General features: G+C 69.0%; 14 protein-coding genes. 8 read left to right on the top strand and 6 right to left on the bottom strand.

The features are described 5' to 3' along the window. Window positions 1-33 precede the first annotated feature (33 nt). The gene (gene pepN, locus ACFWZU_RS04345; protein ID WP_439700193.1) at window positions 34-2664 is read left to right on the top strand and encodes an aminopeptidase N; all 2631 of its coding nucleotides are present in this window, start codon (window positions 34-36) and stop codon (window positions 2662-2664) included. 63 nt (window positions 2665-2727) lie between these two features. On the opposite strand, the gene ACFWZU_RS04340 is transcribed toward pepN, so the two are convergent. Further along, complete coding sequence (locus ACFWZU_RS04340; RefSeq protein ID WP_439700192.1) at window positions 2728-2913, bottom strand: hypothetical protein; 186 nt, start codon at window positions 2911-2913, stop codon at window positions 2728-2730. Window positions 2914-3484: 571 nt separating this feature from the next. Here ACFWZU_RS04340 and mnmG point away from each other — a divergent pair. From mnmG to ACFWZU_RS04320, 4 genes are all read left to right on the top strand, one after another. Further along, complete coding sequence (gene mnmG / locus ACFWZU_RS04335; RefSeq protein ID WP_439700191.1) at window positions 3485-5359, top strand: tRNA uridine-5-carboxymethylaminomethyl(34) synthesis enzyme MnmG; 1875 nt, start codon at window positions 3485-3487, stop codon at window positions 5357-5359. Window positions 5360-5481: 122 nt separating this feature from the next. Continuing rightward, the gene (locus tag ACFWZU_RS04330) at window positions 5482-6234 is read left to right on the top strand and encodes an RDD family protein (RefSeq protein ID WP_439700190.1); all 753 of its coding nucleotides are present in this window, start codon (window positions 5482-5484) and stop codon (window positions 6232-6234) included. A 120-nt stretch (window positions 6235-6354) separates the two neighbouring features. After that, a complete protein-coding gene (locus ACFWZU_RS04325; RefSeq protein ID WP_439700189.1) occupies window positions 6355-8667 on the top strand; it encodes a Tex family protein in 2313 nt (770 codons plus the stop codon). A 511-nt stretch (window positions 8668-9178) separates the two neighbouring features. Beyond that, window positions 9179-11206 (top strand): autotransporter domain-containing protein, encoded by a 2028-nt coding sequence (locus tag ACFWZU_RS04320; protein ID WP_439700188.1) that lies wholly within the window; start codon window positions 9179-9181, stop codon window positions 11204-11206. 96 nt (window positions 11207-11302) lie between these two features. Here the strand turns inward: ACFWZU_RS04320 and ACFWZU_RS04315 are convergent, their stop codons facing one another. Further along, a complete protein-coding gene (locus ACFWZU_RS04315; protein WP_325165447.1) occupies window positions 11303-12157 on the bottom strand; it encodes a DUF1481 domain-containing protein in 855 nt (284 codons plus the stop codon). A gap of 280 nt (window positions 12158-12437) precedes the next feature. Between ACFWZU_RS04315 and ACFWZU_RS04310 the strand changes: the two genes are divergently transcribed. Further along, window positions 12438-13001 (top strand): helix-turn-helix domain-containing protein, encoded by a 564-nt coding sequence (locus ACFWZU_RS04310; protein WP_439700187.1) that lies wholly within the window; start codon window positions 12438-12440, stop codon window positions 12999-13001. 83 nt (window positions 13002-13084) lie between these two features. Here ACFWZU_RS04310 and glyS read toward each other — a convergent pair whose 3' ends face one another. Both glyS and glyQ read right to left on the bottom strand, forming a co-directional pair. Beyond that, window positions 13085-15229, bottom strand: a complete 2145-nt coding sequence (gene glyS / locus ACFWZU_RS04305; RefSeq protein ID WP_439700186.1) for a glycine--tRNA ligase subunit beta — start codon at window positions 15227-15229, stop codon at window positions 13085-13087. After that, complete coding sequence (glyQ, locus tag ACFWZU_RS04300; RefSeq protein ID WP_439700185.1) at window positions 15226-16137, bottom strand: glycine--tRNA ligase subunit alpha; 912 nt, start codon at window positions 16135-16137, stop codon at window positions 15226-15228. The genes glyS and glyQ overlap by 4 nt, the downstream gene beginning before the upstream one ends. Before the next feature lie 98 nt (window positions 16138-16235). Between glyQ and ACFWZU_RS04295 the strand changes: the two genes are divergently transcribed. Next, window positions 16236-18053 carry a GspE/PulE family protein gene (locus tag ACFWZU_RS04295; protein ID WP_439700184.1) on the top strand — a complete coding sequence of 606 codons (1818 nt, stop codon included), beginning with the start codon at window positions 16236-16238 and terminating at the stop codon, window positions 18051-18053. Window positions 18054-18076: 23 nt separating this feature from the next. Continuing rightward, the gene (locus ACFWZU_RS04290) at window positions 18077-18799 is read left to right on the top strand and encodes a glutamine amidotransferase (RefSeq protein WP_439700183.1); all 723 of its coding nucleotides are present in this window, start codon (window positions 18077-18079) and stop codon (window positions 18797-18799) included. Window positions 18800-18839: 40 nt separating this feature from the next. Here ACFWZU_RS04290 and ACFWZU_RS04285 read toward each other — a convergent pair whose 3' ends face one another. Together ACFWZU_RS04285 and ACFWZU_RS04280 are read right to left on the bottom strand one after the other, a co-directional pair. Next, entirely contained in the window at window positions 18840-19163 is a 324-nt protein-coding gene (locus tag ACFWZU_RS04285) for a DUF1820 family protein (RefSeq protein ID WP_439700182.1), read from the bottom strand. Window positions 19164-19173: 10 nt separating this feature from the next. Continuing rightward, a complete protein-coding gene (locus ACFWZU_RS04280) occupies window positions 19174-19857 on the bottom strand; it encodes a rhomboid family intramembrane serine protease (protein ID WP_439700181.1) in 684 nt (227 codons plus the stop codon). Window positions 19858-20257 lie beyond the last annotated feature (400 nt).

Raw genomic sequence — 20257 nt, 5'->3', positions numbered from 1 at the left:
TAGCCTGAGCCTTCCCCCAGCGGCTGCTTACTCATGACTGCGCGCGACGATCAGACCCCCTCGCCCATCCGTCTTGCCGACTATCGCCCGCCCGCCTGGACGGTCGAGCGGATCGAACTGGAGTTCGACCTTGGCATCGACACGAGCGAGGTGCTCTCGCGCCTGCACCTGCGCCGCGACCCCGCACAGGATGTGCCGCTGCGCCTGGACGGCGAGGGCCTGGAGCTGCTCGCCATCGCGCTGGACGGCCAGCCGCTCGAGGGGAACCGCTACCGGTACCGCGACGCCATGCTGGAAGTCGACGGCGTTGCCGACGGCAGCGTGCTGGAGACCCGCGTGCGCGTGCGTCCGGCGGCCAACACCGCACTGGAGGGGCTGTACCTGTCCGGCTCGCGCGAGCGGGGTTTCCTGCTGACCCAGTGCGAAGCCGAGGGCTTCCGCCACATCACCTTCTTTCCCGACCGTCCGGACGTGCTGACGCGCTACGCCGTCACGCTGCGCGCCGACCGCGAGCGCTTCCCGGTGCTGCTCGCCGGCGGCAACCCGGACGGTGCCGGCGAGCTGCCGGACGGACGACACTGGGCACGTTTCGTCGATCCGTATCCGAAGCCCTGCTACCTGTTCGCGCTGGTGGCCGGCCGGCTGGAAAAGCTCGAGCGCGACTACGTCACCGCCGACGGTCGCCAGGTGGCGCTGGTGATCTGGGCCGAGCCGGATGTGATCGAGTGCTGCCACTACGCCATGGACGCGCTCGAGCGCGCCATGCGCTGGGACGAGCAGGCCTACGGGCGCAATTTCGACCTGGACGTGTTCCACGTCGTGGCCACGCACGACTTCAACATGGGCGCGATGGAGAACAAGGGTCTCAACATCTTCAACGCCAAGTACCTGCTGGCCGATCGGGACACCACGACCGACGACGAGTACCGCGCGGTCGAGGCGGTGATCGGCCACGAGTACTTCCACAACTGGAGCGGCAACCGGGTCACCTGCCGTGACTGGTTCCAGCTGTCGCTGAAGGAAGGGCTGACCGTGTTCCGCGAGCAGCAGTTCTCGGCGGACATGTATTCGGCCTCGCTCAAACGCATCGACGACGTCGCCCTGCTGCGCCGCGCGCAGTTCCCCGAGGATGCCGGCCCGCTGGCGCATCCGGTGCGTCCCTCGCAGTACAGCGAGATCAACAATTTCTATACCGCCACGGTGTACGAAAAAGGCTCGGAGCTGGTGCGCATGCTGGCCGGGCGGTTGGGTCCGCAGGGATTCCGCCGCGGCATGGACCGGTATTTCGAGCGCAACGATGGTCGTGCCGCCACGCTGGAGGATTTCCTCGCTGCGCTGGGTCAGGCCAACGGCATCGACCTGTCGCCGTACCTCGCCTGGTACGGGCAGGCCGGCACGCCACGGCTGTCGGGCGAGGGGCACTACGATGCCGCCACGCGCTCCTACACGCTGACCCTGCGCCAGCACACGCCGCCCACGCCCGGCCAACCGGACAAGCGGCCGCTGCCGATCCCGGTCAAGCTCGCGCTGTTCGATCCGGATGGGCGCATGCTGCCGCTGCACGAGGGCGCCACGGAGCAGGTGGTGGTGCTCGATACGCAGGAGCAGTCGTTCGTGTTCCCCGGCATCGGGCGCGCGCCGGTGCCCTCGCTGCTGCGCGGTTTTTCGGCGCCGGTCATCCTCGACTACGCATACGCACCGTCCGAACTTGCGCTGCTGCTGACCCACGACACCGACGGCTTCAACCGCTGGGAGGCTGCGCAGCAACTGGCCTGGCGTGCCTACGCGGCATTGCGCGACGGCCACGGCCAGGAGGCGCTGGCGGTATGGGTCGACACGCTCGCCGGGCTGTTCGGCCAGTCCACGCTGGATCCGGCGCTGCTGGCCGACCTGCTGACGCCCCCGGGCGAGGTGGAACTGGCCGAGCGCGAGACCGACGTTGACCCTGCGCGCATCCATGCGCTGCGCCAGACGCTGCAGCGCGAACTGGCCGCACGCATCGGCGCGGGCGTACTGGCCGACCGCTACCGCGCGCTCACCGCGCAGGCGAGCGACGCGCTGGATGCCGCCAGCCAGGCGCAGCGCCGGCTCAAGCGTCGCGTGCTGGAGCTGCTGGTGCTGCTCGATGCGCCCGCGGCGCAGGCTTTCGCCGCGGCGCAGTTCGCCCACGCCGCGACGATGACCGACCGCCTCGCCGGTCTCGCCGTGCTGGTCCGCAGCGGGGCGCCGCAGGCGGCCGATGCCCTGGCCCGCTACCGCACGCGCCACGCCGACAATGCGCTGGCGCTGGACAAGTGGTTCGCGGTGCAGGCGCAGATCCCCGGCGAGCCCGCGCTGGCGCGCGTGCGCGCGCTGGAGGCCGATCCGAAGTTCACCCTGAAAAACCCCAACCGCGTACAGGCGCTGCTGGGCACCTGGGCGCGCGGCAATCCGAGCGGCTTCCACCGCGCCGATGGCGAGGGTTACCGGTTCCTGGCCGCGCGGCTGGCCGAACTGGATGCGCTCAACCCGCAGGTGGCGGCGCGGCTGGCCACGGCGTTCAACGGCTGGCAGCGGCTGGAGCCGATGCGGCGCGAACAGGCGCGCGCGGCAGTGGCGGGGCTGGCCGAACAGCGCCTCTCGCGCAACCTGGCCGAGATCGTCGGCAACATGCTCAAGGGCTAACGGGGCCGCAAGACGTTGCCGGGCGGAGCGCTGGCGACGTCGCTCCGCCCGGCAACGGGGCGGTCAAGCGGCGAGCTGGCTCAGCGCGTTGCGCAGGCGAACCATGTGCGATTCCAGGCGCGGAGCCAGGTTCTGGCGCTCCTGCTCGGTGCGCGCGGCCAGGTGTTCGATCGCCATCTGCACCTTGCCGATCTCGATCATCAGGTCGTGGCGCGGGTAGACCGGCTGGAAGTCGAAGATGTTGGTCATGACGGGACGCAGGGATGGGTTGGTGAAGCAGGCTCTGCAATGGCCGTGCCAGAGCGTGATCACCGTCACAATCGGCTTGGCGCCTGGTCCCGGGGCTGACGCTCCGCGTCACCGCCCTTACAAAAAAAAGCCGGAATTAGTCACTTTTTATTCACGGCTATACTGGGAATATCCTTCCCGCAGTCGCGACGGATCGCGACGGCGCCCGCGACTTTCCGGTTTCTGGCGCCCGGCAACACGGTCATCCTGGATTCCCCCTGTTCCTGAGACCGCCGGGCGCCAGATCTAAGCACGGCCAAGCCCCGCCACTGGCGGGGCTTGGTTTTTGCGGGGCCGGAAAAGGCGACGGCGCCGTGGGAAACCCAGCGGCGCCGTCATGCTTCCTTTCCTGGTACACGGTCGGGCCCCTGTCTGCCCAGCCTCGGCGCGCGTTACGCGCAGCGTCTGCCCATGGAAAGTGCACGAGAGGTGAAGCAGCAATCGTGCCAAGCTCTTGATTATGTTCGGGCACGCGGCCTGAAGCGCTAACATACGCACGTTTCGTCCCTCGCATGCGCCAGGCGCCCTACCGATGATCCATCCCACCCGCTACGACGTGATCGTGGTCGGCGGCGGCCATGCCGGCACCGAGGCGGCGCTGGCCGCCGCCCGCTGCGGCGCGCGCACCCTGCTGCTCACCCACAACCTGGAAACCGTGGGCGCGATGAGCTGCAACCCGGCCATCGGCGGCATTGGCAAGGGCCACCTGGTCAAGGAAATCGACGCGCTGGGCGGCGCCATGGCACAGGCAGCCGACCGCGCCGGCATCCAGTGGCGCACGCTCAACGCCTCCAAGGGCCCGGCCGTGCGCGCGACGCGCTGCCAGGCCGACCGCGCGCTGTACCGCGCGGCGATCCGGCGCATCGTGGAATCACAACCGAACCTGGAGCTGTTCCAGCAGGCGGTCGACGACCTGGTGATCGAGGGCGGGCGCGTGGTCGGGGTGGTCACGCAGATGGGCCTGACCTTCCGTGCGTCCGCGGTGGTGCTCACCGCCGGCACCTTCCTGGCCGGCAAAATCCACATCGGTCCGGCGCAGTACGCCGGCGGACGCGCGGGCGACCCGCCCGCCAGCACGCTGGCCCGCCGCCTGCGCGAACTGCCGGTGGCGGCCGACCGCTTGAAGACCGGCACGCCGCCGCGCATCGATCTGCGCAGCATCGACTTCAGCGGACTGGACGAGCAGCCCGGCGACGATCCCGCGCCGGTGTTCTCCTACCTGGGCACGCGCGAGGAACACCCGCGCCAGGTCAGCTGCTGGATCACCCACACCAGCGAACGCACGCACGAGATCATCCGCGGCGCGCTGGACCGCTCGCCGCTCTTCAGCGGCCAGATCGAGGGCACCGGCCCGCGCTACTGCCCCTCGATCGAGGACAAGGTGGTACGTTTCGTCGACAAGGGTTCGCACCAGATCTTCATCGAGCCCGAAGGGCTGGACAGCATCGAGATCTATCCCAACGGCATCTCCACTTCGCTGCCGTTCGACGTGCAGCTGGAGGTCGTGCATTCGATCCCCGGCTTCGAGCACGCCCACATCACCCGCCCGGGCTACGCGATCGAGTACGACTACTTCGACCCGCGCGGGCTGCAGCCGTGGCTGGAGACCAAGGGCATCGGCGGGCTCTATTTCGCCGGCCAGATCAACGGCACCACCGGCTACGAGGAAGCCGCCGCGCAGGGCCTCGTCGCCGGCCTCAACGCCGCGCGCATGGTCCGCGGCGAGGCGCCTTGGTATCCCCGCCGCGACGAGGCCTACGTCGGCGTGCTGATCGACGACCTGACCAGCAACGGCACGCTCGAGCCCTATCGCATGTTCACCTCGCGCGCCGAGTACCGACTGCACCTGCGCGAGGACAACGCCGACCTGCGCCTGACCGAGCAGGGCTTCGCGCTCGGCGTGGTGCCGCAGGCGCGCTTCGATGCAGTGCGCGCCAAGCGCGAGGCGGTCGAGCGCGAGACGCAACGGCTGGCCTCGCAGTGGGCTGCGCCGACCAACGCGCTGGGCGCGGCGATCGAACGTCAGCTTGGCATCACCGTGAGCCGCGAAACCAACGCGCTGAACCTGCTGCGCCGCCCCGAGCTCGACTACGGCAAGCTCACCGCTGTCAGCGACCTGGCCCCCGCCGTGGAGCGTGAGGACGTCGCCGCGCAGGTCGAGGTGCAGGCCAAGTACGCCGGCTACCTCGAGCGCCAGCGCGAGGAGATCGAGCGCCAGCGGCGCCACGAGCACACCGACATTCCCGCCAGCTTCGACTACGACAAGGTGCGCGGGCTGTCGTCCGAGGTGCTGTTCAAGCTCAAGCGCACGCAACCGGCGACACTCGGCCAGGCCGCGCGCATCAGCGGCGTCACGCCCGCGGCGATCTCGCTGCTGCTGGTGCACCTGAAACGCCGCAGCGCCTGAGTCGCGACCCGCCGGCGCGACGCCTCTCCGTGGTCGCCGGAGTCATCCGGATCGCTCGGGCGCTTCCTACAGGGCGCGTCCTCCGTGGCATCATCGAATGCATCCCTTTCCCGGAGCAAGCGATGGAAATCTGGATCGGCCGCGACGGCCAGCGCCATGGTCCCTACAAGGAGGAGGACGTGCGCCAGTGGCTGGGCAGCGGGCAACTGGCCGCCGAGGATCTGGGCTGGTACGAGGGCCTGGCCGACTGGCAACCGCTGTCGGTGCTCTTTCCCGACGCGCTGGCCGCCACGCCGCCGCCGTTCGCGCCCGCCGCGGCGGTGCCGCCGCCGACCACCGCCGCGACGCTGGAGGACTACGCCGGCTTCTGGAAGCGCCTGGTCGCCTACGTGATCGACGCGATCGTGCTCTACATCCCGCAGATGCTGATCATGGACGCGTTCGGCAACGGAGCCGCCCAGGCAAAGCTGCAGCAGGCGCTGCTCGCGGCGGGCACCGACGCCAACGTGATGATCGCGGCCTACGGCCAGTACTACGAATCCGTACGCGCGGGCGTGGCGCTCACCGCCATCGTGGTCTGGCTGTATTTTGCCCTCTGCGAGAGTTCGGCCTGGCAGGCCACCGTGGGCAAGCTGGCGATGGGCATCCGGGTGACCGACCTGGACGGTGGCCGCATCAGCGTCTGGCGCGCACTCGGCCGCTACGCAGCGAAGCTGCTCAGCTGGATGATCCTGGGCGTTGGCTTCCTGATGATCGGCTGGACACGCCGCAAGCAGGGCCTGCACGACATGATCGCCAACACGCTGGTACTCAACGGCCGAGCCGGTGCGTTCCGTCACACGGCGCCGCGCGACGATCGCTCGTTCCACGCTTGACCCGCAGACGGGGCTTCAGCACCCTGCCAAGCGTCGAAGGTGGGCGGGAACCCACCCTACGGACCCTTGTCCGGTTGCTATGATCGACGGCTTCCTGCACCACGCGAAGTCGTTGATCACATGCTCAGCATCGAACACCGCATTGCCCAGGACATTGCCGCCAAGCCCGACCAGGTGCGCGCGGCGGTGGGCCTGCTCGACGAGGGCGCGACCGTGCCCTTCATCGCCCGCTACCGCAAGGAAGCCACCGGCGGCCTGGACGACACGCAGCTGCGCCTGCTCGAGGAGCGCCTGCGCTACCTGCGCGAGCTGGAGGAGCGCCGCGGCGCGATCCTGGCCAGCATCGAGGAACAGGGCAAGCTGTCCGACGCGCTGAAGAACGACATCCTCGCCGCCGACACCAAGGCGCGGCTGGAAGACCTCTACCTGCCCTACAAGCCCAAGCGCCGCACCAAGGCGCAGATCGCCCGCGAGGCCGGCCTGGAGCCACTGGCGACCGGCCTGCGCGACGATCCCACGCTGGTGCCCGAAACGTTCGCCGAACGGTTCGTCGATGCCGACAAGGGCGTGGCCGACGTGCGCGCGGCCCTCGATGGCGCGCGCGCGATCCTGATGGAGTCGATCGCCGAAGACGCCCGCCTGGTCGGCGAGCTGCGCGACTGGCTGTGGGACAAGGGCCAGATCCGCGCGAAGGTGGTCGAAGGCAAGGAGAACGAGGGCGCCAAGTTCCGCGACTACTTCGACCACATCGAACCGGTCGGCAAGATCCCCTCGCACCGCCTGCTGGCGCTGATGCGCGCGCGCAACGAGGGCGTGATCGAACTGGAACTGCAGCCGGCGCTGGACGCCGAGCAGGGGCACCTGGAAGGCGAGGGCCGCGTGGCCGCGCACGCCGGCATCCACGACCGTGGCCGTCCGGCCGACGCCTGGCTGCGCGAGACCGTGCGCCTGACCTGGCGCGTGAAACTGCACCTGCACCTGACACTGGACCTGTTCGGCCGCGTGCGCGAGGGCGCCGAGGACGAGGCGATCCGCGTGTTCGGGGAGAACCTCAAGGACCTGATGCTGGCCGCGCCGGCCGGCGCGAAGACCGTGATGGGCCTGGACCCGGGCATCCGCACCGGGGTGAAGGTCGCGGTGGTCGATCCCACCGGCAAGCTGCTGGCGACCGAAACGATCTACCCGCATGAGCCGCGCCGCCAGTGGAACGAATCGCTGGTCACGCTGGCGAAGCTGTGCAAGCAGCACGGCGTGGACCTGATCGCGATCGGCAACGGCACCGCCTCGCGCGAGACCGACAAGCTGGCGGGCGAGCTGATCAAGAAGCTGCCGGACACGAAGCTTTCCAAGATCGTGGTGAGCGAGGCCGGTGCGTCGGTCTACTCGGCCTCGGAAACGGCCGCCAAGGAATTCCCCGATCTGGACGTCAGCCTGCGCGGCGCCGTCTCGATCGCACGCCGCCTGCAGGACCCGCTGGCGGAGCTGGTGAAGATCGAGCCCAAGGCGATCGGCGTGGGCCAATACCAGCACGACGTCAACCAGGTAAAGCTGGCGCGTGCGCTCGACGCCCGGGTCGAGGACTGCGTCAATGCCGTGGGCGTGGACGTCAACACGGCTTCGGCCGCGCTGCTCTCCCGCGTGGCGGGGCTGTCGGCGAGCGTCGCGGAGAACGTGGTCAAGCACCGCGACGCCAACGGCCCGTTCGCCAACCGCAAGGCGCTGCTCAAGGTGCCCCGGCTGGGCGACAAGGCGTTCGAACAGTGCGCCGGCTTCCTGCGCGTGCCCAATGGCGACAACCCGCTGGATGCCAGCGCAGTCCACCCGGAAGCCTATCCCGTGGTCGAGCGGATCATCGCCCAGTGCGGGCGCGAGGTGCGCAACATCATCGGCGACACCGGCTTCCTGCGCGGGCTCAAGGCCGAGCAATTCACCGATGAAAAGTTCGGTGTGCCCACCGTGCGCGACATCCTGAAGGAACTGGAGAAGCCGGGCCGCGACCCGCGCCCCGAGTTCGTCGCGCCGAGCTTCGCCGAGGGCGTGGAAGACCTGAGGGACCTCAAGCCCGGCATGATCCTGGAGGGCCGCGTCACCAATGTCGTCGCCTTCGGTGCCTTCGTCGACATCGGCGTCCACCAGGACGGGCTCGTGCATGTGTCGGCGCTGTCGCACAGTTTCGTCAAAGACCCGCGCGATGCGGTCAAGGCCGGCGACATCGTCAAGGTCAAGGTGATGGAGGTCGACCTTCCGCGCCAGCGCATCGGCCTGTCCATGCGCCTGGACGACGAACCCGGCCAGGCCCGCGGCGCGCGTGCCGGCGACGACAACCGTGGCGCCCGCCAGCAGCGTGGCGCCGCGACGTCGAAGCCCGCGGCGGCACCGGCCAACAACGCGTTCGCCGACGCGTTGCTGCGGGCACGCCAGGGCAAGCGCTGAAGGGGCGAAGGCGTGCAGGCCGCGCCCGGGCTTGCGACGCCCGGGCGCGCGTTAGGCTTTCATTGGAACGACGCGCGCGGCAGGCGGCGTGTGGACCGGGCAGCTTTTCCGCCGACCGGTTACCGATCGGCCGGGGCGCGCGTAGTCCCATCGCGAGACAACGGCCGGCCAGGGGTGGGCACGACGCCCGATCGCCCGCCGGCAGGCCTGGATGCCGGTCGGCGGGGGCGAGGCTGGCCTGGTATCGGTCGCGCGCTCCCATCAACGACCACGGCCGGGCCCGTTCCGCCAAGGCGGGCCGCTGCACCGCGGCCTCCCGTCCAGAAGGCAACTGCCGCAACGGTGACCCGGCGGCGGGCGGCGCCCGGCATCACCGGCGAATGGCGGACAGCCCGGGCGAAGCTCGCCGGCAACCGCGATGCGCCGCAGCATGCGCTTCCGTATGGAGTGCATTACCGTAACGCTCAAATAACGAAAGGCCATCCCGGCCCCTCGAAGGAGCGTCACCGTCATGCCCCGTACCCGTCTTGCCGGCGCCATACTCGCCGGTCTGCTGTTCAGCACGGCCGCTGTGGCCACCGATTTCAGCCAGGTCGTCGTGTTCGGCGACAGCCTGAGCGACAACGGCAACATCTCGCTGGCGACCGCGCCGGGCGTGCAGCCGCCGCTGCGTTTCACCACCAATCCCGGCACCCTCGCCATCGAGAACGTGGCCGACGCGCTGGGCCGGCCGATCGCGCCCTCGCTGATGGGCGGTTCGGACTACGCCTGGGGTGGCGCCGGCGTGCTCAACAATTCGCCGGGCACGCCCGGCTCGGTGCCGACGCTGACCAGCCAGGTAACCGGCTATCTGGCCACCGGTTCGGTCGACCCCGATGCGCTTTACTCGATCTGGGGCGGCGCCAACGACATCTTCTATCACGCTACCGCCGCGGGCGCGGGCGCGACGGCACAGCAGCTGATCGCGGCGACGATCTCGCAGCAGGTCTCGCTGGCGATCGCCAACAACCTCATTCCGAACGATCCGGCCGCGATCGCCGCCTTTACCGCGCAGATCACTCCGACCGTCACCGCGCAGGTGAACGCCGCGGTGCTGGCCGGCGCGGGCGTGAGCGGGTTCGAAACGGCCGACCAGGCGCAGGCGAGCGTCGCCGCCGCGGCGGCGCAGGAAGTCGCCCTGATCGGCCAGCTGCAGGCGGCGGGCGCCAAGAACATCCTGGTGTTCAATTTGCCCAACATCGGCCTGACCCCATCGGCGCTGTCGCAGGGCCCGGACGCGGCCGCTTCGCTGGCCGGGCTCGGCGTGATCTTCAACGGCACGCTCAACGCCGGCCTGTCGCAGATGGGCGTGGGCATCGTTCCGGTGAACGTCTACAGCCTGTTCAACGAGATCATCGCCGGCCCGCAGACCTACGGTTTCAGCAACGTCAACACGCCGGCCTGTGGCGCCAACTCCTCGTCGGTGCAGTGCGGCCCGGCGGGCTCGGGCCTGCCCTATACCTACCCGGACGGCGCCGACCAGAGCTACGTGTTCGCCGACGGCGTGCACCCGACCACCGCCGCGCATGCCGTGCTGGGCCAGTACGTGGTGTCGATCCTGGAGGCCCCTGGCCAGATTTCGCTGCTCGGCGAGGCGCCGCTGGCGGCGACCGGCGCGCAGTACCGCACCGTCCGCAACCAGTTGCTGGCCGATGGCCGGGGCAGTGACACCCGCTTGTTCGCCAGCGTGGATTACGGTCGCCAGCGGTTTGACGCGACTAGTGGTTCGCCACATGCCGACAGCGACAACGTCAACCTGGCGCTGGGTGCCGACGCGCGCGTGAACGACAACCTGTCGATCGGCGTAGCGCTCTCGCTGGGCCAGAACAACGCCGATTTCGCCGGTGGCGCGGGCGGCTACAAGATGCAGGACATCTCCGGCCTGGGCTACGTGCTCTATCACAACGGTGGCGGCTACGTGGGCGGCTTCGGCAGCTTCGGCCAGTCGAACTTCAAGGACATCAACCGTCGCATCCAGCTGGGTGCCGCGATCCGCAACGAGAGCGGCAAGGCGGACGGTACCCACCTGGGTGCCGGCCTCGAAGGCGGCTGGTGGTTCGGCACGAACGGCCTGAAGACCGGCCCGTTCGCCCGCGCCGAATGGCAGACCGTGAAGGTCAGTGGCTACAACGAAAGCGGCAACGACAGTACCGCCATGTGGTTCGGCGACCAGCAGCGCGATGCCATGGTCGAGTCGCTCGGCTGGCGCCTGCAGGGCCAGTGGCAGGCCGGTGGCGCCACGCTGATGCCGTTCGTGGAAGTGTCCTGGAACCACGACGACAAGGCTGATCCGCGCGAGGTCCAGGCAGGCCTGGTGGGCATGCCGGGCACCTTCGCCCTGACCGGCTACGTGCCGGACAAGACCTGGGCCGGCGCCGACCTCGGGCTGTCCGCCCAGTTCAGCAGCAACGTCACCGGCTGGTTCGGTTACCACGGCCGCTTCAGCGACGACAACCAGAAGGACAACAGCCTGAGTCTGGGCGTCAAGATCGGCTTCTGAGGCGGGTCGCTCCCACATGAAAAAGCCGCCCCGAAAGGGCGGCTTTTTTTACGGCTGGACGTCCAGATGGCTGGACGTCCGCGTCAGGCAAAAGGCTTACTTGCCCTTGCCGCCGGTGGCCAGGTTCAGGATGTTCTCGGCCTGGTTCTTCAGGCTCGCGGCCTCGTCGTCGCTCAGCGACTCGGTCTTGCTGCCGGACACCGCCTGCTTGAGCACCAGGTTGCCGTCCTTGTCCCAGCCGGCGCGCTCGGTCGAACTGGGCTTGGCGTCCTGGCTGGCCTTCTTCTGCTGCACCACCACCCACGGCTTGCCGTCCTTGTAGGCGTAGTCGGTGCTGGTGAAGCCCTTGTCGCCGTAGTCGGCGCGGGCGCGGATGAACTGCACCTGGCCGTTCTGGCGGAACACCTGCCAGGCGCGCGAGACGTCCTTCTCCAGCTTGGTGCCGTTGCTGATCTTCATGCCGCCGATCTGCTTCTGCACCGCCTGGAAGTCGGCCAGCTCCTTCTCGCCCGGGGTCTGTTCGGGCACCAGCTCGATCGACACCTGGCTCGGCGCGCCCTTGGTCAGTACCGGCGCCTGCAGCGCCATCTTGTAGTGGCGCTCGCCGTCGGTCAGGTCGGCCTTGACCACGTACAGGTCGGCCGGATTGACGTCGGCCGGATTGAAGGTGAGCTCGAACGACTGCGGGAACTGCACCGGAGCGATGGTCTTGCTGGCCAGCGGCGCGGCGCCGGCCTGGTCGGTCGAGGACACGTCCACCAGGTTGACCACCAGCTTGGCGTCGGGCGAGACGGCGCTTTCGCCGCGCACGGTGATCGTGCCGCTGACCGAGTTCGCCTTCGCCGCGGTGGCGGCGGTATCGCCGTTGCCCTGCTCGGGCGCGTTGGAGCCGTTGCAGCCAGCCAGTGCCAGCGCAGCTACCGACATCAGCGACCAGACCATCCTGCGCATGGGAAAACCTCTATTCGATTAAAAGCAATTGCTTGGGGAATGCACGGAAACCGCACGGCATCTCGCGTACGTTTTCCGCGGGGGAAGTTCCAAGCATAGCGGAAAAAATCGGCCCCGGGCAAAAGTCAAGCCAGACTGATGGCAGCCCCCGCGGTCCGTTCCGGTGGCGTGGCCGGAGTGGGCAAGCCAAAGCTCGCGGTAAGCACCACGCGATAGGATGACGCAAGGCGGCTTCCGGTCGGCGGCTGCCAGTGTCGCTTCCTGACGCCAGGAAATGCCCATGAACCTCGCACCGCCCCCGCTCCAACCGGAAAGCTCCGGCTCCTTTGCAGATCGCATCAAGCTGCTCATCCAGCGCGTCGGCAGCGCCACCGAGATCGCCCGCATGTGTGGTTTCTCCGAGGGCGTGGTGCGCAGCTGGCGCGACGGCAACACCGATCCGTCGCGTGCACGCTGCGTGACCCTTGCGCGCACCCTGGGCATTTCGCTGGTGTGGCTGGTCGCGGGCGAAGGCGCGATCGTGGCGGACGTGGACCAGTCCGGCTTCGACGAGCAGACCACCAGCGACACGACCCAGCGGCCGCGCACCCGCATGGACGGCGCAACCGGCCATGTCCTGGGGGTTCAGGGCGCCGGTATGGACACGAAACGCCTGAACGCCGCGATGCGCATCCTGCAGTCGGAACTGGAATTGACCGGGCAGCGGCTTTCGCTGGCCGACCACAGCGACCTGCTGGCCAAGCTTTACGAGGCCGTGGGTCCGGGCGGCATGCGCGTGGATACCGACGCGATGCTGAGCTTCAACCGGCAGTTGGCCGAGCGGATCGGACGGGCCAGCGCCTGATCGACCCTGAGGCCGACGTCGTCGCGCCGGCCACGGGAGAGCGCTTCAGTCGGTGCGGCGCGCCACACCGAGCGCCGCCGTACTTACAGCCGGGCGATGTCGGCGACCGTCGCGAACTGCGCCTTCAGGCTGGCCAGGAGGGCTAGGCGGTTGGCACGCACGCGAGCGTCCTCGGCATTGACCAGCACGCCATCGAAGAACGCGTCCACCGGCGCCTGCAACTGGGCAAGGCGCGTGAGCACGGCGGTGTAGTCGCCGTTGGCGCGGGGCCGGGCGGTGTCCGCCAGGGCGGCGTCCAGCGCGCGGGCCAGGTCGTGCTCGGCAGGCGATTCGAAGCAGGCCGGGTCGACGGCTCCGCCGGGCGCGGTCCCCGTCTCTTCCTCGGCCTTGCGCAGAATGTTCGCCACCCGCTTGTTGGCGGCGGCCAGGCTTGCCGCTTCCGGGCGGCGGCCGAATTCCGCCACCGCGCGCAGTCGGCGATCGAAGTCCGGCAGCGTGGCCGGCACTACGGCCAGCACCGCCTCGAACTGCTCCGGGGTGAACCCGAGCTCGGCGTAGTAGCCGCGCAGGCGGTCGAACACGAACTCCACCAGCTCCCCAAGCAGTGCAGCGCGGCGCGCGCCGGCATCGAACGCGGGCGGCTTGCCGTCCTTGCCGGGCTTGAGGCCCGCGGCGAGCGCCGTGTCTGGCAGCAACTCCAGCGCCTCGGCGAAGCTGGCGCGCAGGTCCAGTTCCAGGCCGGCCTCGACCAGCGTGCGGGCCAGCCCCAGGGCGGCACGACGCAGCGCGAAAGGATCCTTGTTGCCGCTGGGCTTCATGCCGACCGCGAAGATACCGGCGAGCGTATCCAGTCGCTCCGCTACCGCGAGCACCTGACCCACCGGGTCGGCCGCGATGGCATCGCCGGCGAAGCGTGGCTGGTAGTAGCTGTCCAGCGCTTGCGCCACCGCCGCGCCCTCATCCTGGCGCTGTGCGTAGTAGCGGCCCATCACGCCTTGCAGCTCGGGGAATTCGCCGACCATGCGTGTCAGCAGGTCGCACTTGGACAACGAGGCGGCCCGGGTCGCCGCACCGGCGTCGACGCCCACGCGGCTGGCGATGACGCGCGAGAGCTCGGCCACGCGCACGCTCTTGTCCCACAGGCTGCCCAGCGCCTGCTGGTAGGTGACGCTCTTCAGCGACTCCTGGTAGCTCGCCAGCGGCGTCTTGAGGTCCTCGTCCCAGAAGAACTTCGCGTCGGCGAAACGCGGACGGATCACCCGCTCGTAGCCCTTGCGGATCTCGGTCGGGTCCTTCGACTCGATGTTGGCGACACCGATGAAGCGCTCGGTGAGCGTGCCGGACGCATCGAACACCGGCACGAACTTCTGGTTGGTTTCCATGGTGGTGACCAACGCCTCGGGCGGCACCGCCAGGAACTCCCGCTCGAACGCGCAGGCGATCGCGGCGGGCCATTCGGTCAGGTTGGCGATTTCATCGAGCAGGGACTCGTCCAGGCGCGGCTCGCCGCCGGTCTGCGTGGCGACGCGTGCGACTTCGGCGCGGATGCGTTCGCGCCGTTCGCGCGGATCGGCCAGCACCTTGGCCGCGCGCAACGCGTCCAGCCAGCCGTCGGCATCGGTCACGTGCACGGGGTTCGGATGCATGAAGCGGTGGCCGCGCGACTTGCGCCCGCTCTTCAGGCCGAGCACTTCGCCGTCGATGATGTCGGCACCGTGCAGCATCACCAGCCAGTGAGCCGGTCGCACGAAGGCGTAGTCGTGGTCGGCCCAGCGCATCGGGCGCGGGATCGGCAGGCCCTTGAGCGCCTCCTCGACGATCTCCGGCAACAGCGCGGCCAGCGGCTGGCCCGGCTTGACCGCGCGGAACACGAACCACGCGCCCTTGTCGGTTTCCAGCTTCTCCAGCTGCGAAACCTCTACGCCGCAGGACTGCGCGAAGCCGGTCAGCGCCTTGGACGGCTGGCCCTGCGCATCCAGCGCGGCGTTCACCGCCGGGCCGCGGCGTTCGACGTGCTGCTCCGGCTGCGTGCCTGCAACCGCCGGCACATGGACGGCCAGCCGCCGGGGCGTGCAGTAGGCGCGCGCCTCGTCCAGCGCACCATCGATGCCGCGGCGGGAAAGGCCCTGCAGCACCCCGTCCAGGAACGACTGCGAGAGTTCGTCGAGCGCCCTGGGTGGCAGCTCCTCGGTGCCCAGTTCGATCAACAGCGACTTGGCGGCGCTCATGCGGCCTGCTCCTTCTTGACGTTCTTCAGGCCGGGAAAGCCGAGCTTTTCGCGCTGCGCCACGTAGGACTCGGCGACGGCGCGCGAAAGCGTGCGCACGCGCAGGATGTAGCGCTGGCGTTCGGTCACGCTGATCGCGCGCCTTGCGTCGAGCAGGTTGAACGTGTGGCTGGCCTTCATCACCTGCTCGTAGGCAGGCAGCGGCAGGCCGGCGGCGATCAGCTGGTTGGCGGTCGCCTCGCAGACGTCGAACCAGCGCAGCAGCTCCGGCACGTTGGCGTGCTCGAAGTTGTAGGTGCTCTGCTCGACCTCGTTCTGGTGGAACACGTCGCCGTAGGTGACGACCCCTCGCGGGCCGTCGGTCCAGATCAGGTCGTAGACGTTGTCCACATTTTGCAGGTACATCGCCAGGCGCTCGAGGCCGTAGGTGATCTCGCCGGTCACCGGCCGGCATTCCAGGCCGCCGGCCTGCTGGAAGTAGGTGAACTGGGTCACTTCCATGCCGTTGAGCCAGACCTCCCAGCCCAGGCCCCAGGCACCCAGCGTGGGCGATTCCCAGTTGTCCTCGACGAAGCGCAGGTCGTGAACCAGCGGATCGAGGCCCAGCTCCTTCAGCGAACCGATGTAGAGCTCCAGGATGTTCTCCGGGTTGGGCTTCATCACCACCTGGTACTGGTAGTAGTGCTGCAGGCGATTGGGGTTCTCGCCGTAACGACCGTCGGTGGGACGGCGCGAGGGCTGCACGTAGGCGGCGGCCCAGGGTTCGGGGCCGAGCGCACGCAGGAACGTCGCGGGGTGGAAGGTACCCGCGCCGACCTCCGTGTCCAGCGGCTGCAGGAGCACGCAACCCTGCGCCCCCCAGTAGCGGTTGAGGGTCTGGATCACGTCCTGGAAAGTGCGCGCGGGCATGGCGATCGGCCTTGCAACAAAGCGCGTTAGTATAGCCAAAGCCCGCGCCCGCACTGGCCCGGCGCCGCTCGAACGCACACGGGGGAGGCCCGTCCTCGATGGCCGCATCACCGCAAATCGCATCCCTGCTCGGTCGTCGCGGCCGACTCGGACTGGACGACGTGCTGGCCGCGCTGGTGGTCGACGGCTACGTCGCCGCCGACGACGCCAAGAACGTGCGGATGGGCGTCCGCGCCGGCCGCAGCACGGTTGAGCTGCATCCGCTGGTGCTGATCGCCAACGCCAAGCTGGCGAACCTGCGCGAGCCCGGGCGCCCGCTGAGCCTCGAGAGCCTGACCGAATGGCTCGCTGGCCAGGCGGCGCTGCCCTACCTCAAGATCGACCCGATGAAGATCAACGTGGCGGCGGTGACCCAGGTGGTCAGCCATGCCTACGCCACGCGCCACCGCATCCTGCCGGTGGCGGCGACGCCAGCGGAGGTCACCTTCGCCACCAGCGAGCCGTTCGATGCGGCCTGGGCGGGTGACCTGGCCCAGATGCTGCGCCGCGACGTGCGCCGGGTGGTGGCCAGCCCGCTGGACATCAACCGGTACCTGGCCGAGTTCTATGGCGTGCAGCGCTCGATCCAGATGGCGCAGGACGCCAAGGCCGCCGGCTACGACAGCTCGGCGGCGATCCTGAACTTCGAACAGCTCGTCGAACTGGGCAAGACCGGCGAGGTCGGCGCAGACGACCGCCACGTCGTGCACATTGTCGACTGGCTGCTGCAATACGCCTTCGAGCAGCGCGCCTCGGACATCCACCTGGAGCCGCGCCGCGAGGCGGGCCAGATGCGCTTTCGCATCGACGGCGTCATGCACAAGGTATTCGAGCTGCCGCCGCCGGTGATGACCGCGGTGACCGCGCGCATCAAGATCCTCGCGCGCATGGACGTGGCCGAGAAGCGGCGTCCGCAGGACGGTCGCATCAAGACCCGTTCGTCTGCCGGACGCGAGGTGGAGCTGCGCATCTCGACCATGCCCACGGCCTTCGGCGAGAAGGTGGTGATGCGCATCTTCGATCCGGACATCGTGGCCAAGGACTTTTCCCAGCTGGGCTTCTCGCCGGCGGAAGACGCGATCTGGCGTTCGCTGGTCGAGCGTCCGCACGGAATCGTCCTGGTGACCGGCCCGACCGGCTCGGGCAAGACCACCACGCTGTACTCCACGCTCAAGCACCTGGCGCGGCCGGAGCTCAACGTCTGTACGGTGGAAGACCCGATCGAGATGGTCAGCCCCGAGCTCAACCAGATGCAGGTGCAGGCATCGATCGAGCTGGACTTCGCCGCCGGCGTGCGCACGTTGCTGCGCCAGGACCCGGACATCATCATGATCGGCGAGATCCGCGACCTCGAGACCGCGCAGATGGCGGTGCAGGCCTCGCTGACCGGCCATCTTGTGCTCTCCACCCTGCACACCAACGACGCACCCAGCGCGGTGACCCGCCTGCTCGACCTGGGCGTGCCGCACTACCTGATCCAGTCCACGCTGACCGGCGTGGTCGCCCAGCGCCTGGTGCGCACGCTGTGCCCGCACTGCAAGCGCGAGGCACAGCAGGACCCGCACACCTGGACCGCGCTCACCCACGGCTGGACGCTGCCGGTCCCGGCCAGGGTGTACGAGCCGGTCGGCTGCCTGGAGTGCCGCAACACTGGATTCATGGGCCGCACGGGCGTCTACGAGATGCTCAGGATCAGCCCCCGCCTGCGCGGGCTGATCTCGGCCCAACTCGACTTGGCCAGGCTGGGCGAAGCCGCGCTGGCCGAAGGCATGCAGCCCTTGCGCATTTCAGCGGCCGCGCAGGTAGCCAAGGGCGTGACCACGGTGCAGGAAGTGCTGACCGTGTTGCCGCCCATCGAACACGAGAACCTGTCCTAGCTTCGGGCTATCCAGACGTCCATATGAAACCGATCCTGATCATCCGTACCGGCCGCGCGCCGGACGCCATCCGCGCACGCCACGGCGATTTCCCGCACTGGTTTCGCCTGTGCGCGGCGCTGTCGCCGGTGCGCCTGCAGGTCGTCGACGTCGCCGCGGGCGAGAGCCTGCCTTCGCCGAAGGACGTCGCCGGCGCGTTGATCACCGGTTCGGCGGCGATGGTCACCGAACGCGCCGCCTGGAGCGAGCGCACGGCCGGGTGGATCCGGGATGCCATGGACGCCCACCTGCCGTTGTTTGGCGTGTGCTACGGCCATCAGCTGATGGCGCACGCACTTGGCGGCCGCGTCGACTACCTGCCTGGCGGGCGGGAAATCGGCACACTGCCGATCGAGCTGACGCCGGCTGCCTGTCACGATCCGCTCACCGCGCGGCTGCCCGGCAGCTTCCGCGCCCACACCACGCACGAGCAAAGCGTGCTGGAGCCGCCATCGGGCGCGACGGTGCTTGCCCGCTCGGCGCGCGACCCGCACCACCTCCTCCGCTACGGGCCCAATGCAGTCAGCGTCCAGTTCCATCCGGAGTTCAATGCGGACGTGATGCGGGCGTACATACGCCGCAAGCGCGATGCGATGCACCGTGAAGGCAGCGATCCGCAGCAGATCTGGCGCGAGGTGGCGGCCACGCCGATCGCACGTCGGGTCATGCGCGGCTTCGGCCTGCGGCACGGGCTGAGCGTGGGCTGATCTCTCTGGTCGCTCGCGGCTGGACCGTCCGGCAGACCGGTCAGCGCAGCTTGGGCGGCAGCGGAAACGGCGTTACCTTCTGCCCATCGCCGGCCTCGCGAATCACCAGGGCGCCTTTGCGATCGACCTCTTCGATGCGCATGATCGATTGCATCGGCAGGTGAAGGACGCGGGTATCGGCAAATTCCTCGCGCAGGCGTTCCTCGGTGGGGTCGACCAGCAGCCCCGACCCAGCCGGCTCGAATACCAGCTCGCCCACTTCGGTGAAGCCCCATAGCGGGCTGGTGTCCACGTGCCGCGCATACAGCTCGTAGCACTTGCCCAGATGCAGGAAGGTGACCTTGTAGAGTTTCTTGGCGCGCATGTCGCGCAGTTTAGCCGCGCAGGCGGCGCGCGATCGCCTCGCGCGAGAACAGCGCGAACAGCATCCCGAACAGGAATCCGGCGATGTGCGTCCACCACACGACCGCGCCATAGCTGGGCCCGGCGTAGCTGAAGAGCAACTGCAGCAGCACCCATATGCCGATCAGCAGGTAGGCCGGCACGCGCACGAACTCGAGGAACAAGCCCAGCGGCAATACCAGGCCCAGCCGCGCCCGCGGGAACAGCGCCGCGTAGGCGCCCAGCACCGCCGACACCGCGCCGCTGCAGCCGATGATCGGCAAGCGCACGCCCGCCAGCGTCAACGCACCGACCAGATTGGCCACGATGCCGCCAGCGACAAACAGCGAAAGGAAGCGCGCCGAGCCCAGCGTACGCTCCGCCGGCAGCCCGAAGATCACCAGGAAGAGCAGGTTGCTCAGCAGATGGATCCAGGCCACATGGATGAAGAGCGCGGTGAAAAGGCGCAACAACGCCGGGTCGCCCAGCTGCCGCCAGAACGCTTCGCGGGTGTCGAAGATGTTGGCGGGGATGGTGCCCCACTCCAGCAGAAACGAGATCCGCTGTGGCGGCGGCATCAGCGCAAGCGCGACAAAGCTGGCCACGCACAGGAGCACGAGAAGCAGCGTCGCCCATTGCGTGGTTGAGCGCCGCCGGGTTTCCACATGGACGAACAAGGCGGCGTCTCCCTCGGCGCGGCGTCGTGTCTCCACGCATCATAGAGGTACGGCTGGAAAGTTGACCGTGTCCCGGGCGATTTCGCTGGAGCGGCGCAGCGCAACATCCGCGACTGCGAGAGAAGTCACACGAACCACTCCTCCGCCCTCAAGCGTCGCGAGAGCTCTCGTGGCAGCGCACCTGTGCGCGACTGCGATGCCGGGGCCGCGGGGACCGGTAGGAAGGGCCCAACCCTGCCGCGTTCGACACCGTGACGTGCGTGGCAGGCAGGCCCGCTCATGCCAGCGCACGGACGCGGCGCGGGCATCGGATGGATTCCAGCCCGCACAGCGTGGCGGTGGATCCCGGGCCGCAGCTGGCGGAAGCGCTCAGGTCCCCCGCGACCGCGGCGTTGGACGG

This window comes from Frateuria sp. GZRR33 (assembly GCF_051900425.1).
In the GTDB taxonomy this organism is placed as follows: domain Bacteria; phylum Pseudomonadota; class Gammaproteobacteria; order Xanthomonadales; family Rhodanobacteraceae; genus Frateuria_A.
This window is presented reverse-complemented; position numbering and strand designations above follow the sequence as displayed.